We start from the raw sequence: 15613 nt of genomic DNA, 5'->3' as shown, positions 1-15613 counted from the left end.
AACGGGGAAATTCAATTGAAAGCATCTGACCATAGAATGGCACGCTAATGCGTCGCCTGTTCGTGGGGATATTGATTGCATCCTGCGCCAATGCAGGCGCAAACGACTGCGTCATCTTGTTGCACGGACTGGCGCGCGCCAGCGCGTCAATGGACAAGTTGGACGACGAATTGACTCGCCAAGGGTATTCGGTCATGAATCACCCATACCCTTCACGCCACAAAAAAATACAACAGTTGGCGTCAAGCGAGATACCACTTGCGCTGGACAAATGTACCGCCAAGGGGGAGGTACATTTTGTGACCCACTCATTGGGCGCGATTGTTCTGCGCCAGTATCTGAACGATTATTCTATTGAACGACTCGGCCGAACGGTCATGCTTGCGCAACCCAACCAGGGCAGCCAGGTAGTCGACAAGCTGAAAGGGATACCGGGCTTTAAGTTGATCAATATGCGCAATGATACCGTCATCAAGCAAGTCATCTTTTCCTGAAAACCGGACGCTTTTACCGTAGCAGGAACCAGTGACCCCCAGTAACCGTCCCGGTGCTCAGCGTTGCCAAGTCCGCCACAGTAATATACGATTCATATATATTTCGTATAACGAGGGTGTTATGGGTATTGTCAAAATCAACGATGAGTTGCACGAAGAGATCCGCAAAGCGAGTTCCGCGATGGTGCGGTCGATCAATGCGCAAGCAGAGTTCTGGATCAAGGTGGGAATGCTGGCGGAAACCAATCCTGGAATGACGTTTACGGACCTCATGCGTTCTGAGCTGCAAAACGCCAAGGTGGAGCTGAAAGGGCTCGCCCGTGAGTGATGTTCACCTCAAGTCCGCAGAGGAACTCGCCCTGATGCGCGAGTCCGGACGCCTGCTGGCTTCCGTGTTCGCCTACCTGGATCCGCTGGTCAGGGAGGGCCTATCCACCATGGAGATCAACAACCTGGCTGAAGCGTTTATTGTGGATAAGCTGAATGCCCGGCCGGCCAGCAAAGGCCAGTACGGCTTTCCGTATGTGCTCAATACATCGGTGAATCAGGTCGTTTGCCATGGCATGCCATCGGAAACACACAAGCTGAAATCCGGGGATATCGTCAACGTCGATATCACGCTGGAGAAGAACGGCTATATCGCGGATTCCAGCAAGATGTACCTGATTGGTGACGTCTCTCCCGTCGCCAGACGGCTGGTGGATGAAACCTACCAGGCCATGTGGAAAGGCATTCAGGCGGTCAAGCCTGGTGCGACACTGGGTGATGTTGGCCATGCCATTCAACAGCATGCACGGAACAAGGGATATTCCGTGGTCCGAGACTACTGCGGCCATGGCATCGGTCGGGAAATGCATGAAGGCCCACAGGTACTGCATTTTGGCGTTCCCGGCAAAGGTCTGGTTTTGAAGGAAGGCATGACATTCACTATTGAGCCCATGATCAATCAGGGCAAGGCGAAAGTAAAAACCAGACGCGATGGCTGGACCGTGGTGACGGCGGACAAGAAGTTATCCGCCCAGTGGGAACATACGATCGCGGTGACGGCCGATGGATATGAGGTCTTGACGCTGAGGGACGAAGAACGAATCCAACCGCAAGCTTCCGTTTAGGCGGTCTGGTACGGTTTCTGGAGCGATAGGGCAGCTTTCAACGAACAACTCCAAGAGGAACCCCGATATGATCTCTGTAGAATACGCCCGCACCATGAGCGCTTACAACCGATGGATGAACGAGCGCCTGTATGAAACCTGTGGGGATCTGTCAGATGAAGAGCGCAAAGCCGACCGGGGCGCCTTCTTTCGCTCCATTCACGGTACCCTGAACCATATACTACTGGCTGACCGGGTATGGTTGGGGCGGTTTACCGGGGAGCCCTTCGCCTTCAACAGCCTCGACCAGGAGCTGTATAGCGACTTTGCCCAGTTACTGGAGGAACGCCGGACCACCGACAATGCCATTGCCAGTTGGGCGGGCAACCTCACAGAAGACGCGCTGGCCACTCCGCTTATCTACACCCGAGCTGGCGCCACAACCTCGACCACTTATCCTCTATGGGTTGTGGTGGCCCATCTGTTCAACCACCAGACGCACCACCGGGGCCAGATCACCACCTTACTGAACCAGGCAGGGCACGATATGGGTGTCACTGATCTGATCCGTTTACCGGAGGTGGCCTCTGGCGAGCTGGCGTGAGGTTTCGTCGTCCGTCGCTTGCGGTATCGACAGCACACTCTGTGCATGGGCACTGGACCCGCCTCGGTTGATTGTCAGAGTTACGGTATATTCACCCGGTTCAGCATAGGTGTGATAGATATAAGGTTCAGCGCCATCACTGGTATATACAGCACCGTCCCCCATCTCCCAGCGAAAGCCTTGAGCGGTGGGATCTTCGGGCGGCAAACACGACACCAACCCGCTGACGGCCGGATTGATCAGACAATCGAAATGATCAGCCGACACACTGTTGTCGCCCTGGGGCGAATCGGCAATAGCCAGGGCTGGCACGGCCAACAGACAAAAACACAGACGGACTATTATTGGCATGGCGCATTCCTCCAGAGGAAGGTGACGGGCGGGCCAGAACGCACGACAACTCCCGTCAATGCTAGTTAAAAACGTGACGTCATAGCGTGACGAGCTCCACAGAAACCACGCCGGGTCATCACGTTGTACTCGATACCAGTGAATGATGCACAATGCCGGTGAAAAACCGGTGAGTTGTAACCATTGAATATCAACCAGAGAGACCGACCATGACCGCCGTCATCCATATCAGCACCACCATTGAGTGCACGCCTGAAAAAGCCTACGCGTTCGCCGCCAACCCCGAGAATCTCCCCCAGTGGGCGGCGGGGCTGGCGCAATCCAGGGTCTCTCGGGAAGGCAACCGTTGGCGGGTAAAGGCACCCTTTGGCGAAGCCTGGGTGACCTTTGCGGCACCCAATGCGTTTGGCGTCATGGACCATGATGTCGTGCTGGAAGACGGCACAGTGGTGCACAATCCGATGCGGGTGGTGGCCAACGGCTCGGGCAGCGAATTCATCTTTACCCTGTTTCGTCAGCCAGGAATGAGCGACGAACAGTTTGCCGCTGACCGAGCGGCGGTGGAGCGGGATTTGGCGACACTCAAAACATTGCTGGAAAAATGTGGGACCTGAAAACATTATGGCTCAATGCCTTCCCTCTCCTGGCTGCCGTTAGGGTGGCATAAAACCGCAACCCGGGCTCTCAACAAAGCCATCCATACTGACGATAGAGAATGCCCGGGCGCGTCCGCCTCCACCGTCAGGGGGTGCAGACAAAATAGTCGTTCTGAATATCGTGTTCCAGCTCGTGAACCATGACGGTTCCGAACCCCGCACGATTCATATAATCCAGCGCACGCTCACGGCCCCACATGGTGCCGAGTCCCTCACCGCCCTGAGCAAGGGAGACGGTCATGCAGTGCATACAGGAAACGGCATAGAGGAAGGCCCCCAGTGGGTGCTCAGCATCACTGTGATGATGGCTGGTGCCGCGAATGTCCTGCGCCAGATACACGCCGTCCTCGGTCAGCGCTCGACGAATACCAGTGAGCACGTTCAGGGGCTTGGCCTGGTCGTGTATGGCGTCGAAGGTGGTAATGAACTCGAACGCTGTCCGAGGGCCAGTCTGATCAAAATCGGTGAGGTCACGCACCTCAAAGGTCACGTTGGTAAGCCGCAGGTTCTGGGCTTCTGCGCGCGCCCAGGCGATGGCCTCTTCCGACAGGTCATAACCGGTGAACCGGCTCTTCGGATAACGCTGGGCCAGCTTCATCAGGGCTTTGCCCCGACCACAGCCAAGATCCAGTACCCGTATGCCGTTGCTCAGCCGGGCCTCAATGCCGTCAACCAGAGGCAATATGGCGTCGAACAGAGCCGCAAGCACCGTCTGGCTACTATCCTCCGCCATGACTTCATGAAAGCGATCATAACGTTCGTACGGTACGCCGCCGCCTTCCCGAAAGCAGTGGATGATGTCATCTTCCACCTTGCCCAACAGGGGCATGAACTGGGCGTATACCGCCATGTTGACATCCGCGCCGTCCGACAACAGTGCCGCCCACTCGGCGGGCAACCAGTAGGTACCGCGAGCGGGATCGGTTTTTATTACACGACCCGCCACCAGCGAGCCCAACCACTCTCGAATGTACCTTTCCTGGAGCCCGGTCTTGTCTGCCAGCTCAACACTGGTCATCGGCTCGGCGCCCTGTAGCGCATTGAACAATCCGAGCCGGTGGCCAATGGAAACCATCAACAGCATGCCGCTGTCGTTTAGCGCATTGACCAGGCGCGCCTCGCTGTCAGCAAACAGTTCTTCGTTAAAGTTCATTAAGGCGGGTTGCATTACGGTATTCATAACAGGTTCCTGCGATGTATTGAAAGAGCCTCCAGACTAGCCCCCTGGCGGATCGGGTGCTAAAGTCAAAAACCACCCGGTTTGTTCGTTTCTGCCAGATGGCAAGCTTATGAAATCGCCTGAGTTGACGGTCGCCTTGCTGGTGACACCGGAATCAACCTCCTCCACCCTCTTCGGGATGTACGACCTGTTCAAATCAGTGCAGCGGGACTGGCATCTATTGCAAAAAGGGGTACCGGGAGAATCGCTCTTCTCGCCTCGCCTGGTAGGCCGGACCCTCGGCTCTCTGACCATTGCCAATGGCGTGAAGGTCGAAGTCACCGGCACGCTGGAGTCGTTGCCACTGCCGGATATTGTGTGCCTACCGGATATTTTTCTATCGCCGGACGAACCTCTCGCAGGCCGGTATGAACGGGAAGTTCACTGGCTGCGGGCCTGTTATGATGCAGGTGCGGTGATCGCCGCCGCTTGCTCCGGCACCCTGCTGTTGGCCGAAGCCGGTCTGCTGGACGGCCGGGACGCCACTACGCACTGGGGCTATTGCGAGGCCCTGAGCCGACAGTACCCATCGGTTCGTGTGCACCCGGACCGGGCGCTGGTCGTCAGTGGTGATGAACACCGTTTGGTGATGGCCGGTGGCGGCACCTCATGGCAGGACCTGGCCCTGTACCTGATTGCCCGCAGCACCGGCCTTCGCTACGCTCAGGAGGTGGCCAAAATCTACCTGATCGACTGGCACAGCGCGGGCCAGCAACCTTATGCCGTGCTCTCCCGCACCAGACAGGCGGAGGACTCTATCATCGGAGAGTGCCAGGTATGGGTGGGTGAGCACTACGACTCCCGCTCGCCGGTAGCCGCCATGCTGCGGCTCAGCGGCTTGTCGGAGCGCAGCTTCAAGCGGCGGTTCCGCAAGGCCACTGGACTGACCCCCATACAGTATGTGCATACTCTGCGCCTGGAGGAAGCCAAACACTGGCTGGAATCCAGTGACGTATCAGTGGAGTGTATTGCCGGCGAGGTGGGTTATGAAGACATGAGCTTTTTCTCCCGACTGTTTCGCCGCGAGGTCGGCTTGACCCCGACCCAATACCGCCGTCGTTTCGGGGCGCTGAGACGGGCGCTCGAAGCGCACCATCAACCCGGTTCCGCGGCACTGGCCGACTCCGGCATCAGAGAATCAAAAGGAGGCAAATAATGCCAATCCGACTGACAGGATATGCCGCGCTTCTGGCGCTTGCCTCAGGCGTTACAGGGTGTACGTTCACCGAGCGCGGCGTGTATGAGGGCATTCGCCAGGGGCAGATCAACGAATGCAATCAGATGCCCCATGGGCAGCGGGAGCGTTGTCTGTCCCAGATTACCGGGGAGTACGAGGAGTACCGCCGGCAGCGGGAAATGATTGAGGACGAGCAATAGGCCGACAATTTATAGTACAATAGACCAGATTTTAACGATAAACCCATAAAAATGCCTCAACCATGCTGACGTTTTACCGGCGATCGGCGGCGGTATTTCTGATGCTGCTCGCCGCCACTGCGACGATTGTCTATAGCGGTTATGCCAAGTCGCAACTGAGCACCTCGCTATTCCCGCCAGAGGATAACGGGTATCTCTGGGCGCCCGCGATTGAGCCCTCGACGCCAACCGCCGATACCTGGCTGTCGATCAAGAGCAAGGCCGGCACCCTTGATTACGAATTCATGCTGGACGCTGAGGCGTCGTTTCCTTATACCCACTTCTCCCTGTACTTCATCAAACCGGAGCAGGCCCACCAGATGGTGGACCTGACGGGTTATCACAGCGTCTCGTTCCGGGTATTGTGCGCGCCGCGCAATGTATTGTTGTTTGCGTTGTTCAGCTACGACGATCAGGTCACAGACCCGCTTCATCCAGATACCCGACGGGTGTCGTCCACCGCGTTTTCCTGCGACAACCGCTGGGAAACCATCACGCTTGAGCTGAAAGAGTTGATCACGCCCTACTGGTGGCTGGATCGCTATGGGCTTGAACTGAGCGAGCGAGACTACCGCCAGGACAAAACCATGGGATTGGCATTTATCAACTCCCTGCAAAGTCCTGTGGATACGCTGTCCCAAGTCCGTATTGCCGAGTTGAACCTGATCGGCAGTCGCCCCGGGTATCTGTATGCTGGTGTGGGTGTCAGCCTGACTCTGTGGGCGCTGTTTCTGGCCTGGGCGACGCGCGCCTACATCACAGTAAAAACCGCCGTCCTGAGAGAAAAAATCAAACGGGATCAGCCGCTGATTGCCTACAAAAAGTTGTCCATAGAGCCTCAGAAAGACAAAGACAAAAGTGCACTTCTGCGTCATATCGCCACGGAGTATGCCAATTCTGAATTGACCCTGGACTCCACTGCGGCGATGCTCGGTATCAATCGCACCAAGATCAATGAAATTCTGAAAGAAGAGCTGGGGCTGACGTTCACGGCTTACCTGAAACGACTGCGCCTGACCGAAGCGGCACGCCTGTTATCGGAAAACCCCGGTGCCAATATTTCCCAGGTAGCCTATTGCGTGGGTTATAACAACGTCTCCTATTTCAACAAGCTGTTCAAAGAGGAATACGGTTGTCCGCCCAAAACCTTTCAGAGCCTGTGTCGCCCAAAAAATCCCGAAGAGCGGACGGATTGATCTCACCGCGCCTGATGGCGGATGTTTCCTTTCAAAATTGAAAGGAATTCTGTTAATTACTACAACCTTTAATAAAATTGCGGGATTGTGCCAGTTTCCGCGTGTTTGCCTTCCTATGCTTTGCGTCCGGGCTCTGCTCCGGACAATCCTTTTCAAGAATAACCATAGTGAGGCGAATCATGAACCACTTAGCAAACGCAGGCCAATGGCTGCGGCTGTTTATTCCCCTGTGTCTTCTGATGACTCCATTGATCAGCTACGGTGACAATCCGCTGGTCTCCCACGTTTACACGGCCGACCCGGCGGCCCGGGTAATTGATGGGCGCGTGTACGTGGTCGTCACCCACGACCAAGATGATCAGTCCGACTACAGTCAGTTGGTGGATTACTATCTGTTTTCCTCCGACGACATGGTCAACTGGCAGGATCACGGCATCATCTGGAACTCGCGCACGGATACAACCTGGGCGAACCTTGCCTACGCGCCGGATTTTATTGAGCGTAACGGCCGATATTATCTCTATTTCCCCGACGGCGCGAATGCCATCGGTGTCGCGGTAGCCGACAATCCCGAGGGGCCTTATACCGATCCGATCGGCGGCCCTCTGGTCGACCGAAACACCCCCAACGGCAACGTCGACTGGGTGTTTGACCCCGGCGTATTTATCGACGATGACGGCCAGGCCTACCTGTACTTTGGCGGTGGTGGACCGGGCAATGCCCGGGTGATTCGGCTGAACAACGACATGATCAGCACCAGCGGATCGGCGATCAGCATTGATGCCCCGAATTTCTTTGAAGCGCTGTCGATGAACAAGCGCAACGGCACCTATTATCTCACCTACTCCACCGATACCGCCGGCGGGCTGGCCATCGATTACATGACCAGCGACAACCCCACCACCGGCTTTGTCCATCGTGGCACGGTACTGCCCAACCCCTGGGAGAACAATAACAACAATAACCACCAGTCGGCCGTGGAATTTGAAGGTCAGTGGTACATGTTCTACCACAATCGCGCGGTCTCCAATGAGCGCGGTGACAGCACTTACCAACGCTCCATTAACGTCGACCTTCTGTCCTTTGGCGGCGACGGCTCCATGCAGCCGGTCAATGCCGGGCCTGGCGGTGTACCACAACTTAAATACGTCGACGCTTTCGCCATCAATCAGGCGGAAACCTTTGACAACGAAAACGGTATTGAAACCGCGCCAGCGAGCGAAGGGACACTCAATCTGGAAATGGGACCGGGTGATTGGGTGAAAATAACCGGCGTTGACTTTGGTTCCGGCGCCACCGGACTGGACGCCCGCGTGGCCGCCAATATCGACTCCAGCCTGGAAATTCTGCTCGATGATGTCAACAGCCAACCCATCGCCACCCTGCAGGTCAGCAACACCGGCGGCTGGCAGAGCTGGGAAACCCAGTCGGTGGCGTTTTCGGAAGTGACCGGCGTACACGATGTGTACCTGCGCTCCACCGCCGGCCACAACCTGAACTGGTACCGCTTTACCGGTGGCTCCGGCAATGGTTCGTCCAGCAGCGACAGCTCCAACAGCTCCCAAAGCAGTTCTGACAGCAGTTCCTCCGACGATAACAACGACAGCAATGTGGCGGGCAGCATCGAGATCACCAACGATTGGGGTGGAGGCTACTGTGCCGCGCTGACCGTCACCAACAATACCAGTGCCCCGGTGGAGTGGAACCTGAGTATTGCGATCGAGGGCAGCATCACCAACCTGTGGAACGGTACCTGGAGTCAGACTGGGGATAGACTCAATGTCTCCGGCGCGGGCTGGAACAGCACCCTCGAGCCCGGCCAAAGCGACTCCAGCATCGGCTTCTGCGCGGACCGGACCAATCCGCCGCCCACATCGTCGTCTTCCATCAGCCAATCCTCCAGCGCCAGCGTGTCGAGCAGCACTTCAAGCCAAAGCGGCGACAACCTCGCCAGTAACGGCGGCGTAGAATCCGGCCTGAGCAACTGGTCCACCACGGCAGGGGACCTGACTCGCAGTACGGACCAGTCCCGCAGCGGCTCCGCCAGCGCGTTGATCAGTAACCGTAGCGACACCTGGCATGGTTTGACCTTCTCCCCGTCCGCGCTGAGCAATGGTGCGGAGTATGAGGTGTCTGTCTGGGTGAAGCTGGCCGCGGGTGCCGCCGACGCGACACTCTATCTCACCGCCAAGCGGGAGGACGATTCAGATTCCTCCACCTACGAGGAGTATAGCCGGGTCGCCGAAGCGACCGGTTCCGCCACTGACTGGGTTGAGCTCAGCGGCTCCTACACTCAAAGCGGGTCACCTTTTGAACATTTCATTATCGAGTCCGATAGCAGTTCGGTCAGCTACTACGCCGATGATTTTTCGGTAATCGGTGAGGGTGGTGGTAACGGGGGTGTGATCGACCACGACTTTTTTGTGGGCAATATCACGACCTCCGGCAACGTCCGCTCAGACTTTGTACAGTACTGGGACCAGATTACCCCGGAGAACGAGGGCAAATGGGGTTCGGTAGAGACCTCCCGCGATGTGTACAACTGGAGTGGCCAGGATCAGGCTTACGAGTATGCCCAGCAGAACGGTATCCCCTTCAAGGCCCACACGCTGGTGTGGGGTAGTCAGTACCCAAGCTGGATCGACTCACTGAGCCCCGCCGAACAGGCCGAGGAAATCGAGGAATGGATTCGGGATTACTGTGAGCGCTATCCAAATACCGCGATGATTGATGTGGTCAACGAGTCCACTCCCGGTCATGCTCCGGCCGGCTACGCGGAGCGCGCCTTTGGCAGTGACTGGATCATCCGGGTGTTTGAACTGGCACGGCAGTATTGCCCGGACTCCATTCTGATCCTGAACGACTACAACGTGCTGAGTTGGAACAACGCCGAGTTCATCGAGATGGCCCGCCCCGCCGTGGAAGCCGGTGTTGTGGACGCCCTCGGGTTGCAGGCGCACGGGCTGGAAAACTGGTCCTTGAGTGATCTGGAAGCCAACCTGAACCGCGTGGCCGATCTGGGTTTGCCGATCTACATTTCCGAGTACGATGTCGCGGAACCCAATGATCAGGCCCAGTTACAGATCATGCAGGAGCAGTTCCCGCTGTTCTATAACCACCCCTCGGTGGTTGGCATCACACTCTGGGGCTATGTGGTCGATCGCACCTGGGTCGAAGGCAGCGGCCTGATTTACGATAACGGCACGCCTCGCCCGGCCATGACCTGGCTTATGGACTACCTGGGGCGCTAACCCCTCCGTCATCGCCCTGGGAAAGGACTTCCAGGGCGCATGGCTTCTCACCCGGATTTTGAACTGAGTAACATTTTTCGAATTTTTCCCGTGGGAAATGCGCAAGGTGTGTATTTTGACGCATTTTCAAGGCCACTTCCGGTGCACACTTGAAGGTCATTGACCGCGATGTATTTGACCAGCGAGGGTCTCGACCATGGGAACACTATTCGCATTTTTGATTGGCGCCTTTCTGGGTGTGGTGGTGACCGCCAGCCTGTACCGAAGCCGGGATTCCCGGAATGTGTGTAACGCGATTGCCAGTGTGCAGCGCTACCTGGAAACCGACGACTTCAAGCCGCTGGACAAGATGACCGGCAAACTCAAACTGCATCTGGACCTGATCAATGAAGCGGATGAGCTTGTGGTACGTAGCGAGTGGGCCCGACAGCAGAAACACCGCTTTGTGGCCCAGGCCGTGAAAATCATCCGGCTGCGGAACAAGGGTGAGGCGAAAGAGCAGAAAGAGCGCCTGCTTCAGGCTCAGAAAGGGCTGAAGCAGTCCGGCCAGTACCTGCTGGGGTACTTCCAGTTCCCGAGCTTTTTGTGGCTGCGGGCGACCATCGTTCGCCTTCCGGTGGACACCCGCAAGCAGGTGGCAGCGCTTCGCACGTCGTAAGCTGACTCACCCGTTCCGCGCGCGGTCGATGGCGACCTCCCAACCTTTCAGCATCGCATCGCGCTCGTGATCCCCCAGTTGCGGCTCGCAACGTCGGTCGAGCTTCCAGTGCTGAGCCAGGTCATTCAGGTCCGTGAACAGCCCGAGTTGCAAACCCGCCAGCCGGGCCGCACCAAGAGCAGTGGTTTCGATGATGTCCGGACGCTCGACCGGCACATTGACAATATCCGCCAGCGCCTGCAGCAGCCAGTTGTTGGCCACCATACCACCGTCCACCCGCAGGGTTTCCGGGCGTTCGCCGGCATCGTCTTCCATGGCTTTGAACAGGTCGCGGGTCTGATAACACACGGCTTCCAGTGCCGCCCTGGCCAGCTCGGCCCGTCCGCTATCGCGGGTGAGGCCGCAAATCAGCGCACGGGCATCCGGCTCCCAATGAGGGGCCCCCAGCCCGGTAAAGGCCGGCACCAGGTACACGCCCTTGTTGGAACTCAGGCTTTCCGCCAGGGCTTCGGTTTCCTCCGCGCTTTTGATAATGCCCAGCTTGTCCCGCAGCCACTGAACGGCGGCACCAGCGACGAATATGGCCCCTTCCAGGGCGTACACCGGCTTACCCTCAAACCGGTAGGCGATGGTGGTCAGTAACCGGTGCTGGGAAAGACGCGGTTGCTCGCCAATATTCATCAGGGCAAAGCAACCGGTACCGTAGGTGCTCTTGATCATGCCCGGCTCGAAACAGGCTTGGCCGATCACCGCCGCCTGTTGATCCCCGGCAACGCCGGCAATGGGCAACTCCACACCGTCCAGCCCCTCGACAACCGTGCCGTAGTCCGCGGAGCAGTCTCGCACCTCCGGCAGCATGGCATCGGGAATACCAAATCGCTCCAGTAGCACCGGGTCCCAGCACTGATCATTGATGTTGTAGAGCATAGTGCGGGAGGCGTTGGTGGCATCGGTGGCGTGGACTTTGCCGCCGGTAAACTTCCAGATCAGCCAGGTATCCATGGTGCCAAACAGAAGATCACCCCGCTCCGCCTTGGCGCGGGCGTCCTCCACGTTGTCCAGAATCCAGGCGATTTTGGTGGCCGAGAAGTAGGGGTCAAGCAATAGGCCCGTGCGCGCCCGGGTGTCGTCTTCAAGGCCGTCACCGGTGAGCCTGCGACAGTGATCAGCGGTGCGTCGGTCTTGCCAGACAATAGCCGGGTAAGTAGGCGTGCCCGTGGTTTTATCCCACACCACGGTGGTTTCCCGCTGGTTGGTGATGCCGATGCCCGCTACACGCTGGCCTTGACCAAGCTGGCCAAGCGCGTCCCGGCACACCTGGGTGGTCACCTGCCAGATTTCTTCCGGGTTGTGCTCCACCCAGCCGTCATCGGGAAAGTGCTGGGAAAACTCCTCCTGGGCCCTGGCGACCATTCGCCCATCCGGGGCGAACACAATGGCCCGGCTGCTGGTGGTGCCCTGGTCGATGGCGAGGATCAGATCTGACATAGTCGCTCCCGGGTCCGTGCTTGGCGTTACACTTCGTTAAGCATAGCATTTAAGCCTAACGCCAAGCACCGTGCCGCGGTCCATCAGGTTTCCCGCAGGGCGGTTGCCACCGGTAAGCGCGCCGCTCTGAGCGCCGGGAAAAACCCACCGACCAGGCCAATGAGTACCGCTGCGATGATTCCCTGAACCAACAGATCCCCGGTTACCGCAAAGTCGAACACCACCTGGCTGAAGCTGGCACCGTTGATGGTGGACACGGTGTAACCATTGAACAGAAGATACACCACCAGTGCCCCAATCACCCCACCCACCAATGCCAATATCAAGGATTCCAGCAAGGTGGAAACCGCCACCGGGAAGGCGCCAAAACCGATGGCTCGCAGGGTGGCGATTTCGCGAGTGCGGGCCGACACCGAGGCGTACATGGTGTTGATCGCCCCGAAGACGGCGCCCAGCGCCATCAGGATCGCCAAGGGGTAGCCGACGCCTTTGATAAACAGGCTCAGTGGTTCGGCCTGATCCGCCAGATAGTCGGTTTCCCGATGAACATCCAGATCCAGTTGCGGGTTGCTCGCCACCTCGGCTTTCAGTGCCTCCAGTGCCTGTTCCGACGCGAGTTTGACCCTCAGGCTCTGAAAAGAATTGCCGCGTCGGTAGGCGGACTGCAATACCCTAACATCGGTCCAGAGTTCCGACTCCGACAGACCGCCTTTGTCCGCAAACACTCCGACGACGGTCCACTCCATCTGCCCGAAACGCAGGGTGTTGCCGACACTCAATCCGGCGAACTGCTGCTGGGCACCCCGCCCCACGAGCAGTTCGTTGCGACCGGGCTCAAACATGCGGCCTTCAATGATTTCAACACCTTCACGTACCTGCAAAGCATCCTCCTGTACGCCCCGCAGCGGCACATTGGCATCGGTGTTGGTGCTGCGTTTGGGTATATCGACAATCACGTACAGCTCGGCCGAGGTCAGTGGTTCTCCGCCCTGACGGCGCACCTGGGGAAGCTGCGCTACCAATTGGGTTTCCTCGTAACTCAAGCCGCTGCTCATTTCCGAAGTGGCACCGGAGCGCAACAATATGGCGGTATCCGCTGCCCCCGCCGAAATCATGGTGCGCTGAAATCCCGAGGCCATGGAGAGCACGCCAATAAACACCCCCACCACACAGGCCACTCCAAAAATGGCCACGGACGATGCGCCCAGACGCTTGGGCAGGTTGCGCAGATTCATGGCGCTGACGGTCACAATCTGTGTCAGATTTTTCATATTCAACGCCTCCCCAGTGCCGCCACAATATTCAGGCGCATGCCCTGTATGGCCGGTACAGCGCCGGACAGTAGCCCCAGGATCACGATGGCGATCACCCCGTTCAACCAGACCTCCGAGGGCATCGCAAAGCCCGGCAGAAAGGCCGCCATCTTTTCAGCAATGCCACCAACCAGCAACCAGGCGATCACCAGGCCGATAAGGCCGCCGATCATGGCCATCAACAGCGCCTCGGCAAGGATCATTACCAGTACCGACCGATCCGAGAAGCCCAGTGTTTTCAGAATGGCCATTTCGGGGATACGTTCGCGCACCGCCTGCGCCATGGTATTGGCCGTCACCAGCAACATGGTGAAGAACACGGCGCCAAGAATCAGGCCCGTGATGGTACCGATGTCACCAAACTGCTTCATGAACGACTCCATAAACGCCTTTTCCGTGCTGGTTTTGGTCTCTGCCTGGGAGTTGGCAAACAGCGCATCCACGGCCCGAGCCACCTCGGCCGCTCGGGCTGGATCTTCCACTTCAATCATCATCCAGCCAACGGTGCCTTTATCCCACTGACGCGCTTCATCAAAGTACTCGTAATGAAACACCATGCTGTTGCTGTCGCCACCGGACGTCTCGGCGGTGAAGATGCCTTCAATTTCGAATTCCCAGGTTCGATTACCATCCTGCTGGGGAAACATGGAAATGATCGGGACCCGATCGCCGACCTGCCAGCCAAAGCGTTTGGCCAGAGTACTGCCGATGACCGCGCCAATCCGATTGTTCTGCCAGGCCTGCATCTGCTCCTCGGGCAGCTGCAGCAAATCCGAATAGATATCAAAGTAGGTGTCCGCCTCGACAGCGAACTGGGCAAACTGGTTTTTGGGGTCTTGGTAATAGCCGCCAAACCAGCTGGCGTAAGTGACCTTTTCAACACCGTCCAGACCACGCACGCGATTCACGTAGCTGAACGGCAGACTCTGAATCAGGGAGACCTTGTGAATCGTCACCAGCCGGTCCGCCCCGGCGATGTCCGCGCCCTGGGTGAACGCCGCACTGAGCGAGCCCAGAGCGCCGAAGAGAATGAAGGCCACGACAATGGAGAGCACCGTCAAGCTGGTGCGCAGCTTTTTCCGGCCCAGGTTCTTCCAGATGAAATAGAGGTATTTCATGGTCCGTTCCCCGTGATCAGTTCCCTGTAATCAGGGTGCCCTTGTCGAGATGCACCGTGCGCTTGGCGTACTCCGCGGCCAGGGGATCGTGAGTCACCATGACAATGGTTTTCCCCTGTTCCCGGTTCAGCGATTGCAGCAGACCGAGAATCTCGTCGGCGGTGGTCCGGTCCAGGTCACCGGTGGGCTCGTCGCACAGCAGCAGGTCCGGGTCAGACACAATCGCCCGGGCGATGGCAACACGTTGCTCCTGCCCGCCGGACAATTCACTGGGACGGTGCTTGGCGCGGTCTTTCAGCCCGACCAGTTCCAGCGCTGTGGCTACATGGTGTTTGCGCTGTTTAGCGGACAACTTGGTCAACAGCAGGGGCAGCTCAACATTGCGCTCGGCGGTCAGTACCGGCATCAGGTTATAGAACTGAAAAATGAAACCGACGTGGCGCGCACGCCAACGGGTCAACTGACTGGCCTTGAACTGATCGATTCGCTCGCCGGCAATTTCCAGGGTGCCGCTGGTTGGCGAGTCGAGCCCGCCCAGTAAATTCAGCAGCGTGGTTTTACCCGAACCGGACGGTCCCATCAGAGCCAGAAAATCGCCCCGTGGAATGGTCAGGTTCAGTTTCGACAAGACCGGCACCGACTCCTTGCCCTTGCGATAACTTTTCCCCAGATCCTTACAACGCACCAGGGGATCAGCACCGGCTACGGCGTCAGTATGGTGGGGTTCCGCCACCGCTTCGTTTGCTTGAGACATAACG

16 protein-coding genes are annotated in these 15613 nt (G+C 57.8%); 10 read left to right on the top strand and 6 right to left on the bottom strand.

Annotated features, from left to right (window positions below):
• Positions 1-47 precede the first annotated feature (47 nt).
• The 4 genes from OOT55_RS17580 to OOT55_RS17565 all read left to right on the top strand — a co-directional run bounded on the left by OOT55_RS17580 (position 48) and on the right by OOT55_RS17565 (position 2189).
• The gene (locus OOT55_RS17580; RefSeq protein ID WP_265367122.1) at positions 48-494 is read left to right on the top strand and encodes an esterase/lipase family protein; all 447 of its coding nucleotides are present in this window, start codon (positions 48-50) and stop codon (positions 492-494) included.
• Between the two features lie 121 nt (positions 495-615).
• The gene (locus OOT55_RS17575) at positions 616-822 is read left to right on the top strand and encodes a ParD-like family protein (RefSeq protein ID WP_265367121.1); all 207 of its coding nucleotides are present in this window, start codon (positions 616-618) and stop codon (positions 820-822) included.
• Positions 815-1606, top strand: coding sequence for a type I methionyl aminopeptidase (gene map / locus OOT55_RS17570; RefSeq protein ID WP_265367120.1), 792 nt, complete (start codon positions 815-817; stop codon positions 1604-1606). The genes OOT55_RS17575 and map overlap by 8 nt, the downstream gene beginning before the upstream one ends.
• A gap of 67 nt (positions 1607-1673) precedes the next feature.
• Positions 1674-2189, top strand: a complete 516-nt coding sequence (locus OOT55_RS17565; RefSeq protein WP_265367119.1) for a DinB family protein — start codon at positions 1674-1676, stop codon at positions 2187-2189.
• Here OOT55_RS17565 and OOT55_RS17560 read toward each other — a convergent pair.
• Positions 2157-2540 (bottom strand): PKD domain-containing protein, encoded by a 384-nt coding sequence (locus OOT55_RS17560; protein ID WP_265367118.1) that lies wholly within the window; start codon positions 2538-2540, stop codon positions 2157-2159. The two genes, OOT55_RS17565 and OOT55_RS17560, sit on opposite strands and share 33 nt — an antisense overlap.
• Before the next feature lie 209 nt (positions 2541-2749).
• On the opposite strand from OOT55_RS17560, the gene OOT55_RS17555 reads away from it, so the two are divergent.
• Positions 2750-3154 carry an SRPBCC family protein gene (locus tag OOT55_RS17555; protein ID WP_265367117.1) on the top strand — a complete coding sequence of 135 codons (405 nt, stop codon included), beginning with the start codon at positions 2750-2752 and terminating at the stop codon, positions 3152-3154.
• A gap of 127 nt (positions 3155-3281) precedes the next feature.
• Here the strand turns inward: OOT55_RS17555 and OOT55_RS17550 are convergent, their stop codons facing one another.
• Positions 3282-4376 (bottom strand): class I SAM-dependent methyltransferase, encoded by a 1095-nt coding sequence (locus tag OOT55_RS17550; protein WP_265367116.1) that lies wholly within the window; start codon positions 4374-4376, stop codon positions 3282-3284.
• 109 nt (positions 4377-4485) lie between these two features.
• On the opposite strand from OOT55_RS17550, the gene OOT55_RS17545 reads away from it, so the two are divergent.
• The 5 genes from OOT55_RS17545 (at position 4486) to OOT55_RS17525 (ending at position 10936) form a co-directional block, all read left to right on the top strand.
• A complete protein-coding gene (locus OOT55_RS17545) occupies positions 4486-5571 on the top strand; it encodes a GlxA family transcriptional regulator (RefSeq protein ID WP_265367115.1) in 1086 nt (361 codons plus the stop codon).
• Entirely contained in the window at positions 5571-5792 is a 222-nt protein-coding gene (locus OOT55_RS17540; protein ID WP_265367114.1) for a hypothetical protein, read from the top strand. Before OOT55_RS17545 ends, OOT55_RS17540 begins: the two co-directional genes overlap by 1 nt.
• 62 nt (positions 5793-5854) lie before the next feature.
• The gene (locus OOT55_RS17535) at positions 5855-7027 is read left to right on the top strand and encodes a helix-turn-helix domain-containing protein (protein ID WP_265367113.1); all 1173 of its coding nucleotides are present in this window, start codon (positions 5855-5857) and stop codon (positions 7025-7027) included.
• A 179-nt stretch (positions 7028-7206) separates the two neighbouring features.
• A complete protein-coding gene (locus OOT55_RS17530; protein WP_265367112.1) occupies positions 7207-10278 on the top strand; it encodes an endo-1,4-beta-xylanase in 3072 nt (1023 codons plus the stop codon).
• 196 nt (positions 10279-10474) lie between these two features.
• Positions 10475-10936: a hypothetical protein gene (locus tag OOT55_RS17525; protein ID WP_265367111.1), complete on the top strand. Its 462-nt coding sequence runs from the start codon at positions 10475-10477 to the stop codon at positions 10934-10936.
• A 6-nt stretch (positions 10937-10942) separates the two neighbouring features.
• Here the strand turns inward: OOT55_RS17525 and glpK are convergent, their stop codons facing one another.
• The 4 genes from glpK to OOT55_RS17505 all read right to left on the bottom strand — a co-directional run bounded on the left by glpK (position 10943) and on the right by OOT55_RS17505 (position 15609).
• A complete protein-coding gene (gene glpK, locus OOT55_RS17520; RefSeq protein WP_265367110.1) occupies positions 10943-12424 on the bottom strand; it encodes a glycerol kinase GlpK in 1482 nt (493 codons plus the stop codon).
• Positions 12425-12507: 83 nt separating this feature from the next.
• A complete protein-coding gene (locus OOT55_RS17515; RefSeq protein WP_265367109.1) occupies positions 12508-13695 on the bottom strand; it encodes an ABC transporter permease in 1188 nt (395 codons plus the stop codon).
• A gap of 2 nt (positions 13696-13697) precedes the next feature.
• Positions 13698-14855, bottom strand: a complete 1158-nt coding sequence (locus OOT55_RS17510; protein WP_265367108.1) for an ABC transporter permease — start codon at positions 14853-14855, stop codon at positions 13698-13700.
• Between the two features lie 16 nt (positions 14856-14871).
• A complete protein-coding gene (locus tag OOT55_RS17505; protein ID WP_265367107.1) occupies positions 14872-15609 on the bottom strand; it encodes an ABC transporter ATP-binding protein in 738 nt (245 codons plus the stop codon).
• Positions 15610-15613: the final 4 nt, after the last annotated feature.

Source organism: Marinimicrobium sp. C6131, from assembly GCF_026153455.1.
In the GTDB taxonomy this organism is placed as follows: domain Bacteria; phylum Pseudomonadota; class Gammaproteobacteria; order Pseudomonadales; family Cellvibrionaceae; genus Marinimicrobium.
This window is presented reverse-complemented; position numbering and strand designations above follow the sequence as displayed.